Annotated in this window: 18 protein-coding genes and 1 pseudogene; 8 read left to right on the top strand and 11 right to left on the bottom strand. The window is 66.4% G+C overall.

The window, feature by feature from the left end; all coding sequences use genetic code 11:
• Nucleotides 1–3: 3 nt before the first annotated feature.
• Entirely contained in the window at nt 4–1,026 is a 1,023-nt protein-coding gene (locus ACZYZ9_RS16410; RefSeq protein ID WP_463827326.1) for a glutathione S-transferase family protein, read from the top strand.
• Here the strand turns inward: ACZYZ9_RS16410 and ACZYZ9_RS16415 are convergent.
• From ACZYZ9_RS16415 to ACZYZ9_RS16425, 3 genes are read right to left on the bottom strand one after another with little or no spacing between them, the layout of a single operon-like run.
• On the bottom strand, nt 1,008–2,204 hold the full coding sequence (locus ACZYZ9_RS16415; RefSeq protein WP_463827327.1) for a GGDEF domain-containing protein: 1,197 nt from the start codon (nt 2,202–2,204) through the stop codon (nt 1,008–1,010). The genes ACZYZ9_RS16410 and ACZYZ9_RS16415 overlap by 19 nt on opposite strands.
• Before the next feature lie 38 nt (nt 2,205–2,242).
• Entirely contained in the window at nt 2,243–2,686 is a 444-nt protein-coding gene (locus ACZYZ9_RS16420; RefSeq protein WP_463827502.1) for a DUF2771 domain-containing protein, read from the bottom strand.
• Nucleotides 2,687–2,721: 35 nt separating this feature from the next.
• Nucleotides 2,722–4,380, bottom strand: a complete 1,659-nt coding sequence (locus ACZYZ9_RS16425; protein WP_463827503.1) for an MFS transporter — start codon at nt 4,378–4,380, stop codon at nt 2,722–2,724.
• A 136-nt stretch (nt 4,381–4,516) separates the two neighbouring features.
• Between ACZYZ9_RS16425 and ACZYZ9_RS16430 the strand changes: the two are divergent.
• A pseudogene (locus ACZYZ9_RS16430) lies at nt 4,517–5,305 on the top strand (DUF3027 domain-containing protein); the annotation flags it as partial.
• Nucleotides 5,306–5,481: 176 nt separating this feature from the next.
• Here the strand turns inward: ACZYZ9_RS16430 and ACZYZ9_RS16435 are convergent.
• The gene (locus ACZYZ9_RS16435) at nt 5,482–5,937 is read right to left on the bottom strand and encodes an SRPBCC family protein (protein WP_463827328.1); all 456 of its coding nucleotides are present in this window, start codon (nt 5,935–5,937) and stop codon (nt 5,482–5,484) included.
• Nucleotides 5,938–5,957: 20 nt separating this feature from the next.
• On the bottom strand, nt 5,958–6,227 hold the full coding sequence (locus ACZYZ9_RS16440) for a DUF2530 domain-containing protein (protein WP_463827329.1): 270 nt from the start codon (nt 6,225–6,227) through the stop codon (nt 5,958–5,960).
• A gap of 116 nt (nt 6,228–6,343) precedes the next feature.
• Between ACZYZ9_RS16440 and ACZYZ9_RS16445 the strand changes: the two genes are divergently transcribed.
• The 3 genes from ACZYZ9_RS16445 to ACZYZ9_RS16455 are packed head-to-tail and all read left to right on the top strand — an operon-like array spanning nt 6,344 to nt 7,899.
• Nucleotides 6,344–6,775: an Rv0880 family HTH-type transcriptional regulator gene (locus ACZYZ9_RS16445; protein WP_463827330.1), complete on the top strand. Its 432-nt coding sequence runs from the start codon at nt 6,344–6,346 to the stop codon at nt 6,773–6,775.
• The gene (locus ACZYZ9_RS16450) at nt 6,772–7,608 is read left to right on the top strand and encodes a TrmH family RNA methyltransferase (RefSeq protein ID WP_463827331.1); all 837 of its coding nucleotides are present in this window, start codon (nt 6,772–6,774) and stop codon (nt 7,606–7,608) included. Before ACZYZ9_RS16445 ends, ACZYZ9_RS16450 begins: the two co-directional genes overlap by 4 nt.
• A 9-nt stretch (nt 7,609–7,617) precedes the next feature.
• Nucleotides 7,618–7,899 carry a DUF2537 domain-containing protein gene (locus ACZYZ9_RS16455; protein WP_463827332.1) on the top strand — a complete coding sequence of 94 codons (282 nt, stop codon included), beginning with the start codon at nt 7,618–7,620 and terminating at the stop codon, nt 7,897–7,899.
• Here ACZYZ9_RS16455 and sepH read toward each other — a convergent pair.
• On the bottom strand, nt 7,896–8,681 hold the full coding sequence (gene sepH / locus ACZYZ9_RS16460; RefSeq protein ID WP_463827333.1) for a septation protein SepH: 786 nt from the start codon (nt 8,679–8,681) through the stop codon (nt 7,896–7,898). The genes ACZYZ9_RS16455 and sepH overlap by 4 nt on opposite strands.
• 100 nt (nt 8,682–8,781) lie before the next feature.
• Nucleotides 8,782–9,906 (bottom strand): phosphoserine transaminase, encoded by a 1,125-nt coding sequence (gene serC / locus ACZYZ9_RS16465; RefSeq protein WP_463827334.1) that lies wholly within the window; start codon nt 9,904–9,906, stop codon nt 8,782–8,784.
• A 204-nt stretch (nt 9,907–10,110) separates the two neighbouring features.
• Here serC and ACZYZ9_RS16470 point away from each other — a divergent pair, with 204 nt between their 5' ends.
• The gene (locus ACZYZ9_RS16470) at nt 10,111–11,145 is read left to right on the top strand and encodes an AurF N-oxygenase family protein (protein ID WP_463827335.1); all 1,035 of its coding nucleotides are present in this window, start codon (nt 10,111–10,113) and stop codon (nt 11,143–11,145) included.
• Between the two features lie 18 nt (nt 11,146–11,163).
• Nucleotides 11,164–12,861 carry a 4Fe-4S binding protein gene (locus tag ACZYZ9_RS16475; protein WP_463827336.1) on the top strand — a complete coding sequence of 566 codons (1,698 nt, stop codon included), beginning with the start codon at nt 11,164–11,166 and terminating at the stop codon, nt 12,859–12,861.
• Here ACZYZ9_RS16475 and ACZYZ9_RS16480 read toward each other — a convergent pair.
• Entirely contained in the window at nt 12,858–13,313 is a 456-nt protein-coding gene (locus ACZYZ9_RS16480; protein WP_463827337.1) for a VOC family protein, read from the bottom strand. The genes ACZYZ9_RS16475 and ACZYZ9_RS16480 overlap by 4 nt on opposite strands.
• 140 nt (nt 13,314–13,453) lie before the next feature.
• Nucleotides 13,454–14,575: a citrate synthase 2 gene (locus ACZYZ9_RS16485; RefSeq protein ID WP_463827338.1), complete on the bottom strand. Its 1,122-nt coding sequence runs from the start codon at nt 14,573–14,575 to the stop codon at nt 13,454–13,456.
• 105 nt (nt 14,576–14,680) lie between these two features.
• On the opposite strand from ACZYZ9_RS16485, the gene pdxH reads away from it, so the two are divergent.
• Nucleotides 14,681–15,307, top strand: coding sequence for a pyridoxamine 5'-phosphate oxidase (pdxH, locus tag ACZYZ9_RS16490; RefSeq protein WP_463827504.1), 627 nt, complete (start codon nt 14,681–14,683; stop codon nt 15,305–15,307).
• Nucleotides 15,308–15,334: 27 nt separating this feature from the next.
• Here pdxH and ACZYZ9_RS16495 read toward each other — a convergent pair whose 3' ends face one another.
• Nucleotides 15,335–24,310 (bottom strand): BTAD domain-containing putative transcriptional regulator, encoded by an 8,976-nt coding sequence (locus ACZYZ9_RS16495; RefSeq protein ID WP_463827505.1) that lies wholly within the window; start codon nt 24,308–24,310, stop codon nt 15,335–15,337.
• A gap of 79 nt (nt 24,311–24,389) precedes the next feature.
• Entirely contained in the window at nt 24,390–25,874 is a 1,485-nt protein-coding gene (locus ACZYZ9_RS16500) for a PE domain-containing protein (protein ID WP_463827339.1), read from the bottom strand.
• Between the last annotated feature and the right edge of the window lie 84 nt (nt 25,875–25,958).

Raw genomic sequence — 25,958 nt, forward strand, 5'->3', positions numbered from 1 at the left:
ACGATGGCCGAGTATGTCGCCGGAACAGGCGAATTCAACCGGGACACCACGTACCTCACCACGCGCATCACCGCGGACGGACGCGACGGTTATTCGGTCGAGCCGGGCAGATACCGGTTAGTGGTCGCCCGGGCCTGTCCCTGGGCCAACCGCACGATCATCGTTCGGCGACTGCTCGGCCTGGAACCGGTTCTGTCCATTGGATTTTGCGGTCCCACCCATGACGAGCGCAGCTGGACCTTCGATCTCGATCCGGGCGGGGTGGACCCGGTGCTGAAGATCCCGCGGCTGCAGGATGCCTACTTCAAGCGCGACCCGGACTACGCCAAAGGGATCACCGTCCCCGCCATCGTCGATATCCCCACCGGCGCGGTGGTCACCAATGACTTCGCGCAGATCACGCTCGACTTCTCCACGGAATGGACGGCATACCACCGTGAGGGGGCGCCCCAGCTCTACCCTGAACGGTTGCGCGATGAGATCGACGAGGTGAGCACGCGGATCTACACCGAGATCAACAACGGCGTGTACCGATGCGGGTTCGCCGGGTCGCAGGACGCCTACGAAGCCGCCTACGACCGGTTGTTCACCGCCCTGGACTGGGTGAGCGATCGGCTCGAGAACCAGCGATACCTGGTGGGAGACATTATCACCGAAGCCGACGTGCGACTCTTCACCACGCTGGCCCGCTTCGACCCGGTCTACCACGGTCACTTCAAGTGCAACCGCGGCAAAGTGTCCGAGATGCCGGTGCTGTGGGCCTATGCCCGAGATCTGTTCCAGACGCCGGGTTTCGGTGACACCACCGATTTCGTCCAGATCAAGCAGCACTACTACATCGTGCACTCAGACATCAACCCCACCGGCGTCGTGCCCAAGGGCCCCGACCTCACCAACTGGCTTTCCCCACACGGACGTGAAGCGTTGGGCGGCAGGCCATTCGGGGACGGTGCCCCGCCCGGCCCGGTGGCCGACGGCGAGCGGGTACCGACCGGCCACGGTGCGGATCAGGCTGAGCCGTCCTGATCGACCGGTGCCGGGTCTTGGTCACCGGTTCGGCGGTGATGTCCGGCTTGGTTGCCGCCCTTGCCCTTTGCGCTGTACATCGCCGCGTCGGCCAGCGACACCAGATCGGCCAACACAGTATCGATATCGGCCTGGGGCGTAGCGCCTTCCACCCGGAAGGTGGTCGTGCCGATGCTGGCGGTGATCCCGAACGGCAATTCGGCTATCGCGGTGCACAATCGCTGCGCCCGTTCGGCTACTTCGCCGGGCGGCCACTCGTCGGCGAAGGCGAACTCCTCGCCGCCGAGTCGACCGATCACCGCCTTCTCGCCGGTACCGTCCCGCAACGTCTGCGCCACGGACACCAGTGCCGCGTCCCCGGTTGCGTGGCCGTACCTGTCGTTGAGTTGCTTGAACCGGTCGAGGTCGATGACCGCGATCACCAGATCGGTGGCACGGCCGGCACACTCTTGCAAAATGCGTTGCGAATGCAGATAGAAAGCTCGCCGGTTGAACAGACCGGTCAGCGAATCACGATCGGCCCGATACGCGTCCGGCCCGAGGATCTGACCCGCAACATAGAGCGCGAGTGGCGCGGAGATATTGAGCAACACCACCAACCAGAACGCGACAAGAGCACCGGCCAGGCCGAATTGGGCGACCAGCCCAACCGTCTTCACCGACGCCACGACCAGGGCGCAGCAGAAGTTGTACGCAATGACGCGAGCGGAGTGGAACAGCGACTGATGGATGGCCAGGCCCGTGAACGTCGTGCAGCCCAACATGGCCGCGGCGGGATTGCTCTGCGCCAGCACCACCAGCGCGATCCCGGTGCTCGATGCGATGGCGAACCCGGTCGCCTGGCGGCGGGTCGGCCACCGAAGTGCCCACAACAGGGCGTTGGCAGCGGCGCAGACGCCGGCGATCAGCGCCAGCGCGATCGGCACGGTCCCGTGCGGCCCGACCGGACTCCAAATCGATCCGATCGCCACCAGGCTCAGCGATCCCGCTATGAACGAGACGCGGGCGCGAATCGCGCGGGTCATTCCGCGCGCCTCGAGGTGCGAACTCAGCTGGTCGAAATGATCACCCTCGCGCCACCACTGGAGCAGCAACCCGCTCATCTGCCGCACGGCGACCGCACCGTCGTACCGACGCAACTGTGCTCGAACATGCGCGCGCGACGGCGCAAAAGGCATGCAGCGCAACGTGTTGGAGACATCGATCCCAAACTGCCTCAGGAGACCAGGCGGATGGACCATTCCGCATGCGGGGCCTCCCGCAGTTCCCCGTTGTCCACTACCAGCGTCAGCAGCTGCACGACCACCCCGGTCAGTTTGCCGCGCTGCGGGTCGACGGTGGGGATGGTCAGCGCCAGTCGGGTGTCGGGGCGGAACAGTGTGGTGGTGGTGTTCGTGGGGTCCTCATAGATGCGCAGCAGGCGCCAGGGTGCGCGGGAAATGGCTTCGGGCACCGACAGCTGCACCGGAAGTCGCTCGCTCACCCGCAGTTCGCCCTGGGTCTGCGGCGACTGGCAGTCGTCCAGGTTGAGCACATTGCAATACATATACGGCCCGACCCGAGTCAGGTGTCCGTTCGAATAGGCGCTGACGGTGGGGAAGTGGGGGCCCTGACGGCGCATCAGCAGAAACGTTCCGACACCTGCCCCGGCGGCCAGCATGGCCACGATTGCCAGCACTGCGACGACCCGGGGCTTCACTGCGGCATCCCTGCCGCGCCGTGACGCGTCCCTTCCTGCATCACCATCACCGGCCGGTTACCCCCGAGGCCGGGGATCAGCGAACGTCCCCGGAAACTGACGATGGTTTGCGCCAGCCCCGGAATCAGCAGGGCGCTGACCGCGGTGAACCCTACCCAGAGCTCGGTGTACACCAGCACCCCGACCGCCCCGCCCAGCACCCAGGCCAGCTGCAGGGTGGACTCCGAGCGCCCGAATCCCGATGCGCGCGACTCCTCGGGTAGATCGTGCTGCAGCGACGCGTCCAACGATGCCTTCGCGATGGCGCTCGACCCGGAGGTGACCAGGGTGGCGACGGCGGCCAGGACCAGGTTCCCGGCCACCGCGGCCACCAGCGCGAACGCGGTGACCACCACAGTGCAGCGGACCACCAGCACGGCCGGGCGGCCCAGTTCCAATCGTGCGCTGGCGAAGTTGCCGGCGAAGTTGCCCAGGGCGGCCGCAGCGCCGATCAGCCCCAGCATTCCCAGCTGCACCCATCCGTCGGCGTCGTGCGCCTTGGCGACGAACGCTGGATACAGGAACAGGAAACCGACCATCACCTTGATGGTGCAATTGCCCCACAGCGAAGTGATGATGTTGCGGCCCAACGGTTGTCGGAGTGTTCCGCCGGGCTTCTTCGCGGCTTCGGGCCAGCTGCGCCGCGCGGTGTCGCTGTCGCGGTGATAACTCAGCGTGGCGGGGACCTCACCGGCGGTCACCTCGACCCAGCTGGGGATCCGCATCGAGAGCAGCGCGCCGGCGATCGTGATCCCGACGACCACGAACAGCGCGCCGGGCAGCTTCAACAGGTGCGTACCCGCGAACTCGACGCCGGCGGCGATGGCACCGCCGGCAATGGTGCCGCCCAGCAGGCCGAATACGGTCAGGCGGGAATTGACCCGCACCAGGTCGATCGTCGGCGGCATCACCCGGGGTGTCACTGCACTGCGCAGCACGCTGAATGATTTGGAGAACACCATCATGGCCAGTGCGCAGGGGTAGAGCACCCAGGACGGGAAGCTGCCGGTGGCGCCGTCGTAGTTCATGATCAGCACCAGCGCCAGAGCGGTCCGCAGCGCGAACGACATCGCCAGCGCGACGCGCCGGCCGTGCTGCAGCTTGTCCAACGCCGGTCCGATCAGTGGTGCGATGACGGCGAACGGCGCGATGGTGATCAACAGGTACAGCGCGACTTTCGACTTGCTTTCGCCGGTGGCTGCCGCGAAGAACAGGGTGTTGGCCAGCGCTACCGCCATGGCGGAGTCGACGGCGAAGTTCGCCATCACCGGCCAGGTGAGCGCGGTCAGACCGGATTTGTCGGCGCCGTCCGCGGTGGCCGCCCGCTGCACCATCCAGTACATCCGGGACCCCATTTCGCGGCTGCGCATCGCCGCGGCACGGGTGACGGTGATGCGCTCACCGTTGGCGAAACCGCGCGACGGTTCGGGCGGGATGTCGCGTCCGGGTGGTGGTTCGGCGCCCAGCGGCGGCAGATAACGGTTGGAGCTGGGCATCGGTGGTGGGCGGCGGGGGCGGCGGGGGTCGACATCGCCCGCCGGGTAGTTCGCCATGCCGGGATGTTGCCCAGCGCCGCCCGGGTCGCTGTGGGTCCGGCGGCCCGGAGGTGGGGCCACCCGGCCCGGATGATCACGCCGCCGTCCAGACACGGTTCAATTCTGTCCTATGCGGACTGCTGGTGTAGCCAACCGGTGTGGCTGGCCGGACGTGTCTTCCGGCAGTATTAGGGCTGTGTCGCAGAGAGGGGAGAGTGTGACCGGACCCATTGAGGAGACCGGGCAAGGTGCCGGTGCCGTGACCGTGGCGGCATGGCCGGAGGACCTTGCCGGGGTGCTCACGGGTGCCGTCGATCAGGCGCGCGCCGCCGTTGCCGAGTTCAGTGGGTCAACGGCTGTCGGCGAGTACCTGGGTGTCAGCTACGAGGATCCGAACACCGCAACGCACAGCTTCCTGGCCCATCTGCCCGGCTACCAGGGCTGGCAGTGGGCTGTCGTCGTCGCCAGCTATCCCGGAGCCGACCATGCCACGATCAGCGAGGTGGTGCTGATCCCGGGACCGTCGGCGCTGCTGGCGCCGGAGTGGGTGCCGTGGGAACAACGGGTGCGACCCGGCGATCTGGGTCCGGGTGACCTGCTTGCGCCGGTCAACGACGACCCGCGACTGGTGCCCGGCTACACCGCCACCGGTGACCCGCAGTTGGACGAGGTTGCCGTCGAGCTCGGGCTGGGCAGACGCTGGTTGATGAGCCCGTGGGGTCGCGCGGATGCCGCTGAACGCTGGCATGAGGGTGACTACGGACCCGACTCGGCGATGTCGCGGTCCACCAAGCGGGTGTGCCGTGACTGCGGTTTCTTCCTGCCGTTGGCCGGGTCGCTGGGCTCGATGTTCGGCGTGTGCGGCAACGAACTGTCCGCTGACGGGCACGTCGTGGACAAGCTCTACGGGTGTGGCGCCCACTCGGACACGCCGACCCCGGCGGGCACCGGTTCGCCGCTGTACGAGCCGTTCGACGACGGCGTCCTCGAGGTATCGGAGCAGCCGGTGACCGAGCCCGCCAGCGTTGCGGCCGAGCCGGTCGTCGCCGAAGAGCCCGCCGACGCCGAGGAGCCCGTCGTGCCGCAGGAGTCAGTGCCGGACGAGCCGGTCGTACCGGAGGAGCCTGCCGGCGCTGCTGAGCCCGGTGCTGACCCGCCTGCCGCTACCGGCGACCAATCCGACTAACTTTTCTCGGCGGCGGCCTTGATCTTGGCCAGCGAGGTGTTCATACCCTCGACCAATTCCCGTTCGAAGCTGGTGTTGCCGCCGAGCAGGGCTTTGACGGTCATGCTCGAGAACGCAGATACGCCGTTCTCGGCGTGCCGACTCTCGGTGAGGCGGGTGCCCTGGCCCTGCGGCTCGAGTTCGTAGCTCCAGATGGTCCGGTTGGCATCGACCCGGAATGCCAGCCGCTGCTCCGGGACGACGTCGACGACCGTGCTGGTGGTGGGCCAGAACAACCGGTTGCGGCGATTGATGTTCAGGGTGCGGGTGCCGACGCGCAGCGGTCCGAACGGCCGCATCCACCGGCACTGGGGGCTCCACTCCGGCATCCGCCGGAAATCTGAGATCAGCTCCCATACCTTCGCCGGCGGCGCGTCGATGTCGATCTGTGCCTGCAAGAGCGGGCTGGCCATTTGTCCTCCGAGGGTGTGTCTTATTTCGGCTCGAGATACTTCTCGAGCCCGGTCTGGGCGCCGCGAGCGCCGCGTCGGGCAGCTGCCAGCTGCCACACGAAGATGCTGGTGCCCAGTACTCCCACTGCCAGGCCGGCCACGGTGATCGGTCGCCAACTCGCTACGCCGGGCACCGCGAAAGCCACACCCGCGGCAATGGCCCAGGCCAGAGCACCGGCCAGGATGACCGGCCAGACCTCGAGCAGTGCCGGTGGCAACGGCGGCGGCTGCGGATCGGTCTCGGTGCTCATCGCGTCTCAACATAACGCGTCGGGCAATCCGGACCCTGTCGAGGGTGTGGGGTCCGTCAGCGCCGGGTTCGTCGTTTCTCGTTCACGTTTCCCGGGTTCCGTTGTAACCTCGCGCTGTGCCTGACAGGGATGCGCGGTTGGCTGCCGACTTGTCGTTGGCAGTCATGCGGTTGTCACGCCAACTTCGTTTCCGGAATCCGTCGTCGCCGGTGTCGCTGTCCCAGTTGTCGGCGCTGACGACGCTGGCCAACGAGGGTGCGATGACCCCCGGTGCGCTGGCGATTCGCGAACGCGTGCGGCCCCCGTCGATGACCCGGGTTATCGCTTCGCTGGCCGACGAGGGGCTGGTGGATCGGGCCCCGCACCCGGTCGACGGTCGCCAGGTGCTGGTTTCGGTGTCCGAGTCGGGTGCCGAGCTGGTCAAAGCGGCGCGGCGGGCCCGTCAGGAGTGGCTGGCCGATCGGCTCAGCACCCTCAACGATGGCCAGAAGGACGTCCTGCGCAATGCCGCCGACCTGATGTCGGCGCTGGTCGACGAAAGTCCGTGACGGCCCCGGACGTCGACGTCCGCGACATCACCGATCCCGACGACCCACGCCTCGACGATTTCCGCGACCTGAACAGCGTTGATCGTCGTCCCGACCTGCCGACCGGTAAAGGCCTGGTGATCGCCGAAGGCGTGCTGGTGGTGCAACGGATGCTGGCCTCGCGATTCACTCCGCGCGGGTTGCTGGGCACCGATCGCCGGCTGGTCGAACTGGAAAACGATCTGGCCGGCACCGCGGCGCCCTACTACCGGGTTACCCCGGACGTCATGGCCCAGGTCGTCGGATTCCACCTCAACCGCGGCGTCCTTGCCGCTGCGGGTCGCGTCGCGGAGGCCAGCGTCGGTGACGTCGTCGAGGGCGCCCGCACGGTCGCCGTGCTCGAAGGTGTCAACGATCACGAGAATCTGGGTTCGATCTTCCGCAATGCGGCGGGCCTGGACGTCGACGCGGTGATCTTCGGCAGCGGCTGTGCCGATCCGCTCTATCGCCGCGCGGTCCGGGTCTCCATGGGGCACGCGCTGCTGGTGCCCTATGCCCGCACCGCGCAGTGGCCCGCCGACCTCGTCGGGCTGCAGGAACGCGGCTTCCGGGTGTTGGCGCTGACGCCGCACCGCGATGCTCGTCCGCTGGCCGAGGCCATGGCTGCGGTCGCCAACCAGCCGGTCGCGCTGCTGGTCGGTGCCGAGGGGCCGGGGCTGACGTCGGCAGCGCTGCGCATCGCCGACGCGCGGGTGCGCATCCCGATGTCGCGCGGCACCGACTCCTTGAACGTCGCGACCGCGGCGGCACTGGCGTTCTACGAGCGGATCCGGTTGGCGCCGAGCGGGGGTTAGGCTGCCTGCATGACCGACGAATCCGTCCCGTGGGGCACGGGTTTAGGGGTGGCCGCATTTGTCGCCGCGGTCACCGGCGCCGCGATCGTGGTGCTCAGCCTCGGGTTGCTGCGGGTGCATCCGCTGCTGGCGGTGGGGCTGAACATCGTGGCGGTCGGCGGGCTGGCGCCCACGTTCTGGGGATGGCGGCGGACTCTGGTGCTGAGATGGTTCGTGCTGGGCGCGGGAACCGGTGTGGTCGGCGCCTGGTTGGCCCTGATCGCGGTGACGCTGCTGGGCGGCCTGGGCTAGCGGTGCCCGCTTGATCGCACCCCGAGCAGCACATCCTCCCAGGCCGGGATGGCCGGCTTGCCCCGGCGGCTACCGGTCGGTTGGTCGGCGGGTGTCTCCGGTGCGACCGGTGCACTGGGTGCGGCCGCTTCCGGTTGCGCGGCCTCGGGGGTGGGCTCGAAGGCCAGATGCGCCACCGGCGCCAGCTGCCGCGGCTTGAAGTCGGGGTCGATGAGCTCGCTGGCCGCGTCGTCGATCGCGCTGACCACACCGCCGTGCGCCCCGGGGGTGAAGCGGAAATGGGCACGGTTGTCCGACCGTCCGGCGTGCCAGCCCAGCTGCACCGTCCAGCGGCTGTCCTCGTTGCGCCAGGCGTCCCAGCTGAGCCGGTCGGCGTTGAGGCCGCGCGCCACCAGCGCGGCGGTCACGGTCTCTAGCAGCGTCAGCACGGCGGGTCCGTCGGCCAGGATCGGGTGGGCGGCAGTTGCCAGTTCGGCAGCGCGGAAACGTTCCAGCAACACCGGGTTGGCGAATCGCTGGATCCGCGCGATGTCGGATCCCGATGCGGCAGCGACCTGTTCGACTGAGGCGCCGGCGCGGATTCGGGCCTGAATCTCCTTGGGGCTCAACATGTTCGTCACGTCGATGTCGAGCGCGGGCTGCTCGACCGGCAGCTCTTCCCCGTTCAATGCGGCCCGTAGGCGGTCGTCGGCCGGAAGTCTGAACTTCTCGGCGGAGCTGGCCCCCTCGCAGAGGACGTATTTGCCGTCGGGATCGAGCCCAACCACTTTGAGTTCCCGCATGGCTTCTCCTCGCAGGCTCCGTGCAGGTCAGCGACGGACCCGTCAGCTGCGCACTCTAGTGCGCCAGACGTCGTTAACCTCGTTGACACGCGGGCGCGGGTCAGAGCCGCTCCACAACCCAGTCGATGCAGGCGATCAGCGCACTGATGTCGTCGGGGTCGACCGCCGGAAACATCGCAATGCGCAACTGGTTGCGGCCGAGCTTGCGGTACGGCTCGGTGTCGACGATCCCGTTCGCCCGCAGCGTCTTGGCCACTGTGGTCGCGTCGATGTCGTCGACGAAGTCGATCGTGCCCACCACTTGCGACCGCAACGCCGGGTCGGCGACGAACGGAGTGGTGAACGATCGCTCCTCGGCCCAGGAGTACAACCGTTGCGAGGAGTCAGCGGTGCGCTTGACCGCCCAGTCCAGGCCGCCGTTGCCGAGCAACCAGTCGAGTTGCTCAGCCATCAAGGCGAGCGTGGCGATCGCCGGGGTGTTGTAGGTCTGGTTCTTCACGCTGTTCTCGACCGCGATCGGCAGCGACAGGAAGTCGGGCACCCAGCGACCCGAAGAGGCGATGGCTTCGACGCGGGCCAGCGCAGCCGGGCTCATGACGGCCAGCCACAGGCCGCCGTCGCTGGCGAAGTTCTTCTGCGGCGCGAAGTAGTAGGCGTCGACGTCGGTGATGTCGACCGGCAGTCCGCCCGCGCCCGAGGTGGCGTCGATGACCACCAGCGCATCTCCGGAGTCGGCGGGTCGGCGCACCGGTACCGCGACGCCCGTCGACGTCTCGTTGTGCGCCCAGGCGATCACGTCGACCGACGGGTCGGACTGAGGTTCAGGCGCGCTGCCCGGGTCCGCTTTGACGATGATCGGATCGCCGACGAACGGGTTCTTGGCGACGCCAGCGGCGAACTTCGCGCTGAACTCGCCGAAGGTGAGGTGCAGCGAGCGTTTGTCGATCAATCCGAACGCCGCGGCGTCCCAGAATGCGGTGGCGCCGCCGTTGCCCAGGATGACCTCGTACCCGTCGGGCGTGGTGAACAGTTCGGCCAGCCCGCTGCGGACCCGGCCCACCAGGTTCTTGACCGGCGCCTGGCGGTGCGAGGTGCCGAATAGGGCTGCTGCGCTGCCGGTGAGCGCTTGAAGTTGCTCGGGCCGCACCTTGGAGGGCCCGCAGCCGAACCGTCCGTCGCGTGGCTTGAGGTCGTCGGGAATCTCGAGAGAAGTCTGGTCGGCCATGGAGATCAGGGTAGTGAGCAGGGTCTGGCTCCCGACGACGCGGGGGACATAACGCCTGGTGACGGCGCTGATGTGAGCTAGCACACAGTCGGTGGGTGCAAGCGGGCTGGGCCACAGCAGGCGGATGAAGTCTGGATAATTCCCAGTACCGGCGGTACCGTATTAATTACACGTCCGAATGCAACCTCGTTGGGGAGGCTTTTCATGGCTTTGAAGGCTAGGACGCGCATGGTTCGACGTTGGCGCCGCAATATGGAGGTGCGCGACGACACGGAGTACGTGGACATGCTCGCCACACTGTCCGAGGGGTCGGTGCGGCGGAACTTCAACCCGTACACCGACATCGATTGGGAGTCACCGGAGTTCGCGGTCACCGACAACGATCCCCGGTGGATCCTCCCGGCGACGGACCCGCTGGGCCGCCACCCGTGGTACCGGGCCCAGTCCGACGAGACCAAGATCAAGATCGGCATGTGGCGTCAGGCCAACGTGGCCAAGGTGGGCCTGCACTTCGAGTCCATCCTGATCCGCGGTCTGATGACCTACACCTTCTGGGTGCCCAACGGGTCCCCGGAGTACCGGTACTGCCTGCACGAATCGGTCGAAGAGTGCAACCACACCATGATGTTCCAGGAGATGGTGAACCGGGTCGGCGCCGATGTCCCCGGCATGCCGCGCCGGCTGAAGTGGCTCTCGCCGTTCGTCCCGCTGGTGGCCGGCCCACTGCCGGTTGCCTTCTTCATCGGGGTGCTCGCCGGTGAGGAGCCCATCGACCACACCCAGAAGCAGGTGCTGCGCGAAGGCAAGGCGTTGCACCCGATCATGGAGCGGGTGATGGCCATTCACGTCGCCGAGGAAGCGCGACACATCTCGTTCGCACACGAGTTCCTGCGCCGACGGCTGCCGCACCTGACCCGCTGGCAGAAGTTCTGGGTGTCGCTGTACTTCCCGCTGACCATGCGGATTCTGTGCAACGCCATTCTTATCCCGCCCAAAGCCTTCTGGCAGGAGTTCGACATTCCGCGTTCGGTTAAGAAGGAACTGTTCTTCCGGTCGCCGGAATCGCGGAAGTGGCTGCGCGACATGTTCTCCGACGTCCGCATGCTGGCATACGACACCGGGTTGATGGAGAACCGTTCGGCCCGGCTGATGTGGCGGATCTGCAAGATCAACGGCAAGCCGTCGCGCTATCGCAGTGAGCCGCAGCGTCAGCACCTGGCCGCTGTGCCCGCTGCCTAACTGTCTGCGAGTTTGCTTATGCCGCACGTGATTACCCAGTCGTGCTGCAATGACGGGTCCTGCGTGTTCGCGTGTCCGGTCAATTGCATTCACCCGTCCCCGGACGAACCGGGCTACGCGACGTCGGAGATGCTCTACATCGACCCGGTGGCGTGCGTCGACTGTGGCGCCTGCGTCAGTGCCTGCCCGGTCGGCGCGATCGTCCCGGACAGCAAGCTCGATGTGCGGCAACTGCCGTTCGTGGCGATCAACGCGTCGTTCTATCCGGAACGCCCTGCGCATGAGAAGTTGCCGCCGACCTCGAAGCTGGCACCGGTGATCCCGGCCGCTGAGGTGCGCGCGCAGGGCAAGCCGTTGACGGTGGCCATTGTCGGGTCCGGGCCGGCGGCGATGTACGCTGCCGACGAGTTGCTGATCCAGCCGGACGTCCGGGTCAATGTGTTCGAAAAGCTGCCCACGCCTTATGGTTTGGTGCGTGCCGGGGTCGCGCCCGACCACCAGCACACCAAGAAGGTCACCAGGCTGTTCGACCGGGTGGCCGGCGATCGCCGCTTCCGGTTCTTCCTCAACGTCGAGGTCGGCACGCACGTGAGTCACGCCGAGCTGTTGGCGCACCATCACGCCGTGTTGTATGCGGTCGGTGCGCCCGACGACCGGCGGCTCGATGTAGACGGGATGGGTCTGCCGGGCACCGGCACCGCGACCGAGTTGGTCGCGTGGATCAATGGGCACCCCGAATACACCGATCTGCCAGTCGATCTCAGCCATGAGCGGGTGTTGATCGTCGGCAACGGCAACGTCGCTCTGGATGTCGCACGGGTGCTGACCGCCGATCCGGACGATCTGGCCCACACCGATATCGCCGATCACGCGCTGAAGCGGTTCCGCAAGTCCGCGGTCCGCGAGGTGGTGATCGCGGCGCGCCGCGGACCCGCCGAATCGGCGTTCACGCTGCCGGAGCTGGTCGGGCTCACCGAGTCCTGCGATGTGGTCCTCGAGCCCGACGATCATCGACGGGTGCTCGCGGACCTGGCCACGGTGTCCGACCCGTTGACCAAGGCCAAGCTGGAGATCCTCCGCACACGGGGTAACGGCTCAGCGCCGGCGTCGCGACCGCGGGTGCGGCTGGCCTATGGGCTGACGCCGCAGCGTGTGCTCGGCGAGCAGCGCGCCACCGGGATGGAGTTCCGGGTGACCGGCACCGACGAGGTCCGTCGGCTCGACGCCGGCTTGGTGCTAACGTCGATCGGCTACCGCGGCAAGCTCATTCGCGATCTGCCGTTCGACCAGGATGCCGCCGTGGTGCCCAACGACGGCGGCCGCGTCATCGACCCCGGCACCGGCCAGCCCGTTCCGGGCGCCTACGTCGCGGGCTGGATCAAGCGCGGACCGACCGGGTTCATCGGTACCAACAAATCGTGCTCATTCCAGACCGTGCAGGCACTGGTGGCCGATTTCAATGCCGGCAAGCTGACCGACCCCGTCGCTGGACCGTCGGCACTGGACCGGCTGGTCGCTGACCGCCAACCCGACGTCGTCGACTCCGCGGGCTGGCGCGCCATCGACGCCGCCGAGGTCGCCCGCGGCGGCGAGGATGGACGTCCGCGCGCCAAGTTCACCGATGTCGCCGAGATGCTCGCCGTGGCTGCCACCGCACCGCGGGCGCGGCGGTCACGGGTGTCCGGCCTGCTGCGGCGACTGCGCGAACGCGGCTAGCCGGCCTCCGCGGTCATCGCCTGCTGGATTTCGTCGTAGCTGACCTCCCGCACCGGCTGACCCAACGACCAGTTGTGCCCGAAGGGATCGGCGACCACGCCATAGCGGTCACCCCAGAACTGGTCGCTGAGCGGCATCACGATCGTGGCCCCGGCGTCCAGTGCCTGCTGGAACCTCGCGTCGACGTCGTTGACCGTGAGGTGGATGGTGACCGGCGTACCGCCCAGCGACTTCGGGGTCACCGACGTGCCACTGCACATCTCCGGGAAGTCGTCGTTGAGCATCACCGTGGCGCCGTTGATCTGCACTGCGGCATGCACGAGCCGGCCGTCCGGGCCGGGCACCCGGCCGAGCTCGACGGCGTCGAAAGCCTTGACGTAGAAGTCGATCGCGGCCGCGGCGTCGTCGACGACGAGATGGGGGGACACTGCGGGTTCGACAGTGATGGCCATGTGGTCACTCCTCTGGTGGTGGGTACTGCCCGCTCGGGCTCACATGTACTGACCGGGCGGGCCGGCAGAACTCATCGCGCATCCGCGACGCTAATGCCGGGCACCGACAACTCGTCGGACTTACCAACCGCGGGCAGCGCTTATACGGTGGTGAGGACCTTGTCCCAGCCGTTCACGGAGTCGGCTCGGCGCGGCGCCGGCCCTACATAGATGGCCGACGGGCGGACCAGCTTGCCGAGTCGCTTCTGCTCGAGGATGTGGGCGCACCATCCTGCGGTGCGACCACAGGTGAACATCGCCGGCATCATGCTGGCCGGCACTTCGGCGAAGTCCAGGATGACCGCCGCCCAGAACTCGACGTTGGTCTCGATCGGGCGGTCCGGCCGACGCTCCCGCAACTCGGCCAGGGCCGCCTGCTCCAGCGCCACCGCGACGTCGTAGCGGGGTGCGTTCAGCCGCTTGGCGGTCGCCCGCAACACTCTGGCGCGCGGGTCCTCGGCGCGGTAGACCCGGTGTCCGAAACCCATCAGCTTCTCGCCGCGGTCCAGGATGCCCTTGACCAGACCGCGGGCATCATCGGTGCGCTCGACCTCTTCGATCATCGGCAGCACCCGGGCCGGCGCACCGCCGTGCAGGGGGCCGCTCATAGCGCCGATCGCACCGGACAACGCCGCTGCCACGTCGGCGCCGGTGGATGCGATCACCCGCGCGGTGAATGTCGAGGCGTTCATGCCGTGTTCGGCAGCAGACACCCAATAAGCGTCGATGGCCTCGATGTGTCGGGGATCCGGCTCGCCGCGCCACCGGGTCATGAAACGTGCTGTGACTGTTGAACACTCGTCGATGAGGCGCTGCGGGACCGCCGGCACGTAAATGCCGCGACCGGACTGCGCGACGTAGGACAGCGCCATCACCGATGCGCGGGCCAACTGGTCGCGAGCGGTCGGCTCGTTGGTGTCCAGCAGCGGCTTGTACCCCCAGATGGGCGCCAGCATGGCCAGGCCGGCCTGCACGTCGACCCGCACGTCACCGGTGTGGATCGGCAACGGGAACGGCTCGGCCGGGGGCAGTCCGTGGCCGAATTCACCGTCGACCAGCAACGCCCAGACGTCGCCGAAGTGGACCCCCTGGCCCACCAGATCCTCGATGTCGACGCCGCGGTAGCGCAGCGATCCTCCGTCTTTGTCCGGCTCGGCGATCTTGGTCGTGAAGGCCACGACGCCTTCCAGACCTGGGACGAAATCTTCTGGAACCACAGTCATGGGCAGATTCTTGCACTACTGGCCTGGGCGGTTCCTACCGGCCGGTAACAACGTCCGAGTAGCGTTGGGACGGTGACAGAATCAGACCGGCAGTCGCTGGCCGGGATGCGGGTGGAATACGGGTCCGCCGAGAAGGACGGCAGCCCTGACCTGGATGCGGACTGGCTTGCCGAGGGCTGGCTTGCCTTGTTCCGCAGGTGGATGGACGACGCGTGGCAGGCCGGGGTTGCCGAGGCCAATGCCATGGTGGTGGCCACCGTCGCCGAGGGCCGCCCGGTGACCCGGACGGTGCTGTGCAAGAACGCCGACGAGAGCGGGATCAGTTTCTACACCAACTACGACTCGGCGAAAGGGACCGAGCTGGCGACGACGCCCTACGCGTCGGCGACCTTCCCGTGGTATCTGCTGGGACGGCAGGTTCATATCCGCGGGCCGGTCAGCAAGGTCGCGCCGCAGACCACCGCCGATTACTGGTCCAAGCGGCCGCGCGGGTCACAGCTGGGCGCCTGGGCGTCGCACCAGTCGAAGCCCATCGCCTCGCGCGCCGCACTGCTCGACCAACTAGCGGAAGTGACAGCGCGATTTGCCGACACCGAGCACATCCCGGTGCCGCCGAACTGGGGCGGCTACCTGATCGCGCCCCAGGTGGTGGAGTTCTGGCAAGGGCGAGAAGACCGGGTGCACAACAGGATTCGGATCTCCGGCGGCGTCGTGGAGCGGTTGCAACCCTGACCCGGTGGACTGCGAACCGGATCGGTGTCATTCGCGCGGCGGATTTTCGCCGAGTGGTGTGCCCCGCGAGAGTTCATCGAACTTCGCCAGCGCTCGGTCCAGGTCTGCCTCGTCGAACATCTCACAGCGGCAGAGTAGGTCGCCTTCAACCATGAAGATGTCGCTAATGCGCCACTCGGCCTCGAAGCCCGCAGCCGAAGTCCCGCTCGCGACGTGAGTGACGACCGCGCCGTTCTCAGTCAACCGATGAACCGTCTCGACATAGATGCGGTTGTGCGCCGTTTCATTCAACGCAGCGCGAAGGTAAGCCTTGAGGTCACCAGGCCCGACCGGCGCCAGGTTGCGGTGGTCAATATCCACGAAATCGTCTGCTGTCGCCGGAATTTCGCGCCGATTGAGTGATTCGTACGCCCGAGTGAGGACTGACCACGCGTGAGCGTGTGCGGCGGCTTCGCCTGCCAGGTAGCGGGCATCCAGTTCGGCGACGGCGGCCTCGAGGTCGTCGACGTCGAAGGTGATCAACGCGGAAACCCGCTCGTCGATGGTGATCTCGATGACGCTGAGTGCCTCGGTGAGGTCAGCCTCGGGTCCTGGTTCGCGGTCGGTGAATCTGTTGCGTACGAGGAGCAGACGTTCGCCACGCGTCGCTATCGCTGTTGACGCCACGTTTGTGAGGGACAGGTCGGCTACGGCTTGCACGTCTGCCATCTGGGCATCCCGGCCCTGCCGTATTCCCGAACCCACCAACCGACGGCGATCGTCGCTCACGAAGTTGTCGGCAAGCATGTCCGCCATGGCGTTCCGGTCGCCAGCTGCGTGACTCGCGACGAAGCGCTCAGCCACTCGGTGTGCGGCGTTATGCGGTTCTTGCGCCTGTGCGTGCAATTCGTCGAACTTCGCGAGAGCGACCTCGAGGTCAGCCTCGTCGAACAGCTCACAACGGTGCACACGGTCGCCGCTGACCTGCAGAAGCTGAATCATTCGCCACTCAGCACTGAAACCGTCCGGCGATGTCCCGCAGGCGGTGTGGGTGACAACGGCTCCGAGGCTGCCGAGTCGATGCACCGACTCGACGTATATCTCCATGTTGGGCGTGAGGTCCCACCCGCTACGGATATACGCATTCAGATCATCCCCTTCGAACGTGCTGTGGACCCGGTGATCGATGGTCACGCAACGCGACAGCCCCGGAGAGATCTTGTGTTTGTTGAGCGCGGCATAACCTGTGGCGATCACCGACCAAGTGTGCGCGTGGGCAGCAGCTTCGCCGGCGATGAATCGCGCTTCGAGTTCCGCTGTTGCAGCGGCCATATCGTCACCATCGATGATGACGACGGCGGCAACTTGGCCGTCCGCGTTCAGCTCGACGACCTGCAGTGCGTCGAGCTGGATCTCAGCGCGCTCGGTCCCTGAGGCACGAATGCGGGTGAGGACAAGACGGTCTCCGCGGGTGGCGATGATCGGAGCCGCGATGTCAGTCAGTAATCCGACCTCGACGCCGACTCGAAGATCTTCGATTGCGGCGTCCTGACCGTGTCGAACATTGGCATTGACGACCTTGCGGCGGTCTTCGTTGCAATAGTCGTCAGCGAACATGTTCGCCGTGGCGTCCCAGTGGACCGCGATCTCAGCGATCGTCTTCATATCGCGCATTCCGGCATCCCGACCGCGCATGGTCCCGGCGCCCACCATTCGACGTCGATCGTCGTGGGCATAGTCAACGGATAGTGTCGCGGCCATCGCATCCCAGTTGCGAGCGGCACAGTACGCCCAGAGCTGTCCGTTCACCCGGCTGGCCGAGTTTTCGAGGCGCCGTGCGGGGCGGTGCAATTCCGCGAACCGAGCCAGCGCCGCCTTGAGGTCTGTTTCGTCGAAAAGCTCACAGCGATTCACCTTGTCGCCCTCGACCGTCGACAGGGCAACTTCTCGCCATTCTGCTTCAAAGCCCGCAGGTGAGTTTCCGTGTGCCACATAAGTCACGACCGCACCCAGTTCGTTGAGCTGATGTACAGCCACGATATGAGGCCGGATTGGTCGGTCGAGATCCCAACCCTTGCTGGTGTATTCACTCAACTCGCCGGCAGCGAACGCGGCCCCCCGGCGGTGGTCGACACTTGCGCAGTCGGCGGTCAGCGTGGGCAGCTCACCGCGTCTGACGGAGGCATAGGTACCGGAGATGGTCTGCCACACAAGTGCGTAAGAAGCTGCGTCCCCAGCGAGGTATCGCGAGTCGAGTTCGGCGATGGCAGCGTCGAGGGCATCAACGTCGAAGACGACGTGCGCCCGAATTCGATTATCGGCGTCGTTTTCCGCAAGACCGAGCACCTCGGCGACGAAGGGTTCGGGCGTGGCATCGAACGCGAAGCGGGTGCGCATGAGGGCAAGGTGCTCGCCGCGGGTTGCGATGACGGTCGTAGAGACATCCGCGACGCCTAGGTCGACAAGGGCTCGCATGTCGCGGATCTCGGTATTCAGTCCCTGTCGCAGTCCCGCACCAACCAGTCGACGGCGGTCGTCCAGTGAGAAGTCGTCGGCGAGGAGATCTGGCAGCGAGTTCCAGTCGGCTGCGGTGAGGATTTCTACGAAGCGCTGGGCCACTTGGCAGGTCGCGTTCTGCAGCGGCGCCGCCGGCCGGCGCAGTTGATCGAATTCGGCCAGCGCGGCGTCAAGGTCCACCTCGTCGAAAATCTCACAGCGGCTGATCAAGTCACCGTCGACGGTGAATAGGGTGACCTCTCGCCACTCGACGTCGAAGCCGGCCTGCGACGTCCCATACGTTGCCTGGGTGAGGACCGCGCCGAAGTCACCCAGGCGATGCACCGCATGGGCGTAGATCTTGGCTTGTGGCGTGAGTTCCCAGGTGGCGCGGACGTAGGGGAAGAGCTCACCGGGCGAGAATGCTCGTGCTCGGCGGTGATCGATATTCACCCAGTTCGGTGTCACCGAGGGGAGCTCGTGTCTATTGAACGCGGCGAAGTTGCGGGCGATCACCGACCACGTATTTGCGTGGGTGGCCGCTTCGCCGGCCAGATATCGTGCGTCGAGTTCGGCGACGGCGGCGTCGATGTCGTCGAGGTCGAAGAACACGGCGGCGATGATCCGGTCGTCGCCGTCGATCTCCAGAATGCCGAGCACCTCGGTGAGAAACCCCGGTGCCTCATCGTCGCGGCGCGAGAAGCAAAGGCGATCGAGGACGAGATGCTCGCCGCGAGTGGCAATGACGGTTGGTGTGACATTCGACGACCACAGCTCGGCGACCACCCGCATGCTCGCTAGCTGCGCCTCGCGGCCGACCTGAACTGCGTTGCCCACAACTCGGCGTCGATCATCGTTGGCGAAATCGTCAGCCAGCATCCGCTCTATTGCGTCCCAATCACCCGCGGCGAAGAGCGTCAGGAAGCGCTCACCCATTCGGCTCGCGGCATTTTCCAGGCGTCGGAGCGGCCGATGGACCAGTTGATCGAAGCGTGCCAGTGCGGCGTCGAGGTCGTCCGCGTCGAAGACCTCGCAGCGGTTGACCAGGTCACCGTCGAAGGTAATGACGCTGACAACCCGCCATTCGGCCTGGAATCCCCCTGGAGTGGTCTCACGCGAAATGTGCGTCACGACCGCACCGGCGTCGGTCAACCGATCTACCGTCGCGACGAAATAGCTAATGTCCGAGGCGAGGTTCCTGGTGACTTCGAGAAGGGCGGTCATGTCACCGGGCGCGATCGATGTTCCGCTCCGGTGGTCGATGTTGACCCAATCTTCAGTCGTCGCAAACAGTTCCCGTCGATTGAGTGCGGCGAAACCTCGCGTGACCGCCGACCAGACCTGCGCGTGGCGGGCCGCTTCACCCGCCAGGTAGCGCTTATCGAGCTCAGCGAGTGCGGAATCGAAGTCGTCGAGGTCGAACACGACCCGTGCCGAGAACTTGCCCTCGGCATTGACCTCCAGCACGTCGAGAACGTCGGTGTGGAACGCCGCCGGTGACCGGACGCGTCCCCACGTCTGCGCCCGGCTGAGCGCCAGGCGATTTCCACGCGTAGCAATGACATCCGAAGTCATCGCTCTCACACCGATTTCGGTGAGACTGACAATCTCGGTGACCAGGGCATCGCGGCCGGATCGGGTGCCGGAGTTCAACGCCCGTCTCCGATCGTCGGAAGAACAATCGTCGGCCATGAGATCGGACAGCGCGTCCCAATCGCGGTCGGCGAAGAGCACCTCGATGCGCTCATGCATTGCGCTGGCCGCGTTTTCGGATAGCCGAACTGGTCGGTCTAACTGTTTGAATCTTTCGTCTGCGGCGACAAGGTCGATCTCGTCGAAGACCTCGCAACGCCTGATCATCTCGCCATCCACGAGTAGCAGTGCAATGCCTCGCCATTCGGCATCGAGACCCTCTCGCGAGGTCTCCTGCGCCGCGTAGGTGATTACTGCACCGTCGTTGCTCAGCGAATGCACCTCCTGAACATAGGTATTGATGTCCTGCTCGAAGTCCTTACCGGCGCCGAAGTAGTCGATCAGGTCACCGGGTCCGAACGCCGCCTCAACTCGGTGGTCGACGTTGATCCAATCTGCTGTCGTCGGTGGTGCCTGGTGGCAGCTGAGTGCGTTGTATGCCGCCGCGATTACCGACCAGGTGTGCGCGTACGGTGCCGCTGCCCCGGCGAGATACCGTGCGTCGAGTTCGGCGATGGCGCCGCGGAAGTCGTCGAGGTCAAACACGGTGCGTGCCGACACCCGCTCGTCGGCGTCGATCTCGACGACGGCGAGGACGTCGATGCCGAACGCGTCCGGTTCGTCGTCGCGGAACGCGGATCGGACGCGATTGAGTACCAGGCGCTCACCCCGGGTGGCGATGGTGTCGGTCGTCATTCTCTTGACTGCCGGAGCGGTTATCACAATCTCGGCCATCACGGCGTCGCGGCCTTGACGGAGTCCGGAGCCGATGACCTTCCGGCGATCGTCCTGGGTGATGTCATCAGCCAACGAATCTGCAACCGATGGCAGGTCACCGGCTAGCAGATATGAGTTGATACAACGACATACGCGAGCAGCAGCGGGTTCCGGCCCTGGCTGCGGTTCTACGAGTTCAATGTGGGCGGGACGGCTCTCGACGACTACCTGGGGCGCAAACAGTTGGTCCGCGTCGTCCCAAGCTTCACGATCGACAGCGTCCGCGACTCGGCGTGCGACGCGTACGCATTCGTTGTCAGGCTCGCTGCCCGATGCTTCGGGTGCTCGCAAGGCCGACGAGGGGTCACGAATCCCGAGCGGTTGCCGAGCCGTCTCGACAAGTGCTACAGCGCCTTTCCGTTCGTACAGGCCGACCGCTCGTTCGGCGGCAGATCGCGCTCCTGCGACATCACCGGCGACGCTCAGAACCCTCGCCAACGTCAGGCATGCATCGCCGTGGTCGACCAGCGCGTCGGTGCGTTCGGCCAGCGTCACCGCGCTCTCAGCCATGCGCCGGGCCTCGTCGTGCTCACCGTCGCGTGACAATAGGTGCGCCCGCAACGTCCGCCACGCGATCGACGCCTTCAGCGCATGCCCGGCCAGGCGCTCACTCTCGCGGCACAATTCATCTGCTTCGGCCTCTCGGCCGAGTGTCAGGCAGGTGCGACCGAGCAGTGCGGCGGTTTCGGCGGTGTCAGCTTCCAAACGCATACGGCGAAAACCATTGTAAGCCTTACGAAAGAGTGGCTCGGCCGCGCCGGGTTCGTCGGCAACGAGTTCGATGATGCCGGCGAACTGTTCGACTTCACACAGGGCGTGACGCAAGCCGAGCTCGGTGACCGTGCGTCGGGCCGAGTCGATCATTCGCCGCGCGGCGGCAGCGCGGCCGCGGAACGCCTCCAACACGGCCTGACACTGTGTCGAGGTGGCCTCGACCGCAGGCGAGTCGGTGGTGATGCGCAGCAGCCGCACCACATCGAGGCACCGTCCGCCCGCCCGTGGAACCGGGTTGGGGCCCCACAACGCGGCCAGCGGCGCTCCCGCTAACACGGCATTCACCCGTCGGTGCTCACGGGCGCGCCGCGCGGCGTTCAGCGCGTTGTCCAAGGCGACTTCGCAGTCCGCGATGCGCCCGAGCCGGGCCAGACACCCGGCCCGCACGGTGTGGGCGTTGGCCTCACCGGCGGCGTCGTCCAGGCCGGCCAGCCTCTCGGCAGCAGCACCCAGCGCGGCTTCGACCTCATCCAGCCGCTCAGGGTGTATCAGCATCGACAATTGGCCGTCGAAACACGTCGCCCAGGCCGCTAGTCGAGCTGAATCTGTTGTCGCCGATTGCAATTGAGATACCGCACCCGCCGCCGATGTGACATCGCCGGCAGCCAGCAGGGCCTCACACCGCGCCACCAGCAGCGTGGCAACCTGGTCGTCTCGGTCGGGAAGTTCGTCGTCAATCTCCTCGAGCGCGTGTAGCGCATGGTCGTACAGGTCGGCCGCACCTTCGTAGGCCAGCCGGGTCATCGCCTGGTCCGCGGCCCGCCGGCAGTACTCGACCGCCTTGGCTGCGTTTCCCGCCCAGGCGCATTCGAAGTAGTGGTGCGCCAACTCCGCCAGCAGTTCATCGTCACCCCCGGCCTGGCTTTCCAAGGTCACCGCGATGCGCTGGTGCAGCCGCATGCGTCGTACCGACGCCAGCTCGGCCAGCAACGACTGTCGGACCAGGGCATGGTTGAACCGGTAGCGGCCGCCGGTTTCCTCGATGACGATGCCGGCCTTGGATGCTTCGTCGAACGCGTCGATGAGATCGTCGCCGACCACGTGTTCCACCAGATCCAACGCGAACCGGCTGCCGACGACCGCCGCCGCCGACAGCGCCTTATTCGTTTCCATCGAGAGCCGGGAAAGCCTCCGGCTCACAGCTTCTCGCACTCCCTGAGGCAGCGTGCTCTGATCCCACACGCCACCGCTCTCGTCGACGTGCCGCAGCGCCTCGATCAGAAAGAACGGGTTGCCGCCGGTGACGGAGGCCAGCGCATGGGCGAGTTCCTCGTCGTCGTAGCCGGCTTCCGCGACGTAGGCGGCCACGTCGTTCTCGTCGAGCCCGGCGAGATTCAGCCGGCTGGCGGTGCCATCGCGGTGCAGATCGGCCAGCATGGCCGCCAACGGATGCGAGCGGTCCAGGTCGGTGCTGCGGTAGGTTCCCACGATCTGGACGCGGGCGTGGTCGCCGAAGCGCAGCAGGTGCCGCAGCAGCAGCAATGTCGGTTTGGCCGCCCAATGCAGATCGTCGAGAATCAGGACGACCGGCGCTGCGGCGGAGGCGATTTCGAGTAGCGCGACAACGGCGTCGAACAGTGCGTAGCGTTCGGTGTCCGGGTCCGCCCGGGGCGGGGCAGCCAGATCGGCCATGACGTCGGGCAGTCCGGGTACCAACGGCAGCAGTGCCTCAACACCGCGCAAACCGCGCAAACGCTGCGCGCCGACGCACGGCACCAGTGCGCGCAGTGCTTCGGCGAACGGCTGGTAGGGCGCGCCGAGGTCCTCGTCGCACCGCCCGTAGAGCACGACCGCACCTTCTGCATATGCGCGTTGGGACCATTCGCCGGCCAGGCGGGTCTTGCCGACACCCGGTTCACCGGCGATCAACACCGCATGCGTGGCGTGGGTCGGCCACGCGGAGACGAGTTGCTCGAATTCCGGGCCACGGCCCACGAACGGTCCGGGCCCGATCAACACTGCAGGCAGAGCGGGACGCTGGAGCGGCGTCACCGCAGGTTCGGGAGTGCTGGTATCGGCGTCGAACCGCAACTCGAAAACATGCTCGGGACGCGCCAGGTTCTTCAGTTGCCGCATGCCCAGGTCAGCGAGCGACACGTCGTCGGCCAGTGTGTCTATGACGAGCTCGGCGACCGCACCCGAACACAGGATCTGCCCGCCCGCGGCCAACGACCGCAGTCGCGCTGCTCGGTTGACCGCCCTGCCGAAGTAGTCGCCGTCGCGAAGCTCGACCTCGCCGGTGTGCAGCGCGATCCGGATGCGCATCGGCTCAGCCAGCGCCCAGGGCTCCCGCGCGATCGCCTCTTGCATCTCGATGGCAGCGGCGGCGGCTGCTGACGGCCGGTCGAAGACCGAAAAGGTTGCGTCACCCTCGCCACGGGTCTTGATCAGCCGTCCACCGCGTGATGTGACGACCTGTTCGATCAACTCGTCGTGGCGGGCCAGCGCTGTCGCCATGGCGGCGGCATCTGCTTCCCAGGCTGCGGTCGATCCCTCGATGTCGGTGAGCAGAAAGGTCACAGCTCGCATCACCGACGAAACCTGTTGGGCGGCTGGAATATCCAGCGATGAGTCCTGAGCGACGATGGCCGCTTCGAGTCGGCGCAGCTCCGGGCCGGGGTCGACGCCCAGTTCGTCGGCCAGCAACGACCGGGCGCGCTGATACGCGCCCAGGGCCTCTCCCTGGCGGCCGGCACGGTAGAGGGCGAGCATCAGCTGGCACCATCGCTTTTCCCGCAGCGGTGCCTCGGCGACTGCCGCCTCCAGGTCGCCGACCACCTCCGCGGCGCGACCGGTCGCGAGCAGCGCGTCCGCCCGATCCTCCACCAGCGCGGAGTGACCCTCCAGCCACCGCGTCTTTTCCGACAACCCGCGCCGGCCGTCGGGCAGCTCGGGGACACCGCGCCACAGGCCCAGCGCTTCCTCGAACAGGACCACCGCTTGGCGGCTGTCGCCGGCGGCCGCGGCGTCGCGACCTCGTCGGGCGGCCGATGTGTAAGTCGCGGCGTCGACCGCCGCTTCGGCGAGCTTCCAGCCCGCCCCTTCGGTGAGCACGAAACCGTCGCCCAAGGCGCGGCGCAGGGCAGAGATGTGGGTCTGCAGAGCCTTGGCGGCGGTGCGGGGCGGAGCGGTGCCCCAAAGCAACTCGATCAGCGTGTCCGCAGGAACGACTGAGCCGTTGCGCAGGCCCAGCATGGTGAGCAGGGCGCGCGGCTTGGCGCCCGGGATCATGACGGCAGTACCGCCCTGCCGGACCTGCAGAGGCCCCAAAACCCCCAGTTCCACGCCTTGAAGGGTAGTCATGTTGACCATCGTCGGTAAGACGATTCAACGCGCGGTCAAGGTCGGGTAAAGGATCGCCAATCTAGAGGCGGGCCAGGTTGAACAGTCCCGCCAGCCCGGTGCCGAAGTTCAACAGGCCCGAGGTGAAGCCGCTGTAGTAGCCGGCGGGCTTGCCGGAAATTGCGGCAGTGAAGGCGGTGTTGAAGAATCCGGACATCCGGCCGTCGACGTCCGACCCGCCGGTGGCCAGGTTGGAGATGCCCGACACGCCGTTGTTCGCGGTGGCGCTGCCCCTGGCGGTGTTGAGCAGGCCCGACATCTGGTCGCCGGTGTTACCGATGCCCGAGACATTCGTGCCCGTGTTGTTGAAGCCCGAATTGATCAGGCCGGTATTGATCGCGGATCCGACGCCGGTGTTGACGTTTCCCGAATTCCAGAAGCCGGTATTAGTGTCACCCGAATTCCCGTTACCGGTGTTGTAGCTGCCCGCATTCCAGAAACCGGTGTCGGCGTAACCCGAGTTGCCGGCACCGGTGTTGTAGCCGCCGGAGTTTCCGATCCCGGTGTTGATGAGTCCCGACTGACCAATGCCTGTGTTGAGGGCACCCGAGTTGCCGATGCCGAAATTGCCCCCGCCGGAGTTCCCGATGCCGAAATTGCTGTGCGGACCCGGAAGTTCCCCCATGTTGGTACCGGAGTTGAAGATGCCGACGTTGCCGCTACCCGAATTGAAGAATCCGATGTTGTTGGTCCCGGAGTCTCCGAAACCTATATTGTCGCTGCCCGAGTTCAGCAGTCCGGCGAGGTTGATTCCGACCTGGTTGTCGCCCCGCAGCCCGATACCGATGTTGTTGTTGCCGGAGTTGCCGAAGCCGAGATTGTTGTTGCCCGTGTTCCCGCCGCCGATATTGAAATTCCCGGTATTGCCGCCGCCCCGGTTTCCGGTGCCGGTGTTGCCGATGCCGACGTTATCGTGGCCGGTGTTGCCCATCCCGACGTTGTGACTGCCCGGCCCATAGCTCGAGGACCCTATATTGCCGAAACCGAAATTGTCGTCACCGAGATTTCCCATGCCGACGTTTCGGCTGCCGAGGTTGCCGCTGCCGAAGTTGGTGTTGCCGTTGTTTCCGCTGCCGATGTTCTGGCTGCCCTTGTTCCCGATCCCGAAGTTGCCGTCGCCGGTGTTGCCGTTGCCGAGGTTGCCGGTGCCCTTGTTGCCCAGGCCTAGATTGGCCAGCAACTGTTGCAGGGTCTCCTGCACGCTCGCCGCCGGTAGCTGTTGGGCGGCCGCGGCTTCGGCCGCCGCGTACTGCCCCGCCCCCACGTTCATCAGTTGCACGAACTGGTCGTGAAAGGCTGCTGCGCGAGCGCTGATCGCCTGGTATTGCCGGCCGTGGGTGGAAAACAGCGCGGCGACGGCCGCTGACACCTCATCGGCGCCCGCGGACAGCAGCGCCGTCGTCTGGGCCGTCGCACCCGTGCTGGCGATGCGCAGCACGTCATTGATCCTGGCTAAATCCGTTGCAGCCGATGACATTAGCTCGGTTGACGTGATTACAAACGACATGTCGGTACCCCTGCGTCGAAGTGAGTGGATATCGCGTGGTCCCAGACTGGCTCGGCACAGCGGGGACTGCTTAGGTAGTCGACT

The organism is Mycobacterium sp. IDUB_28 (genome assembly GCF_055419285.1).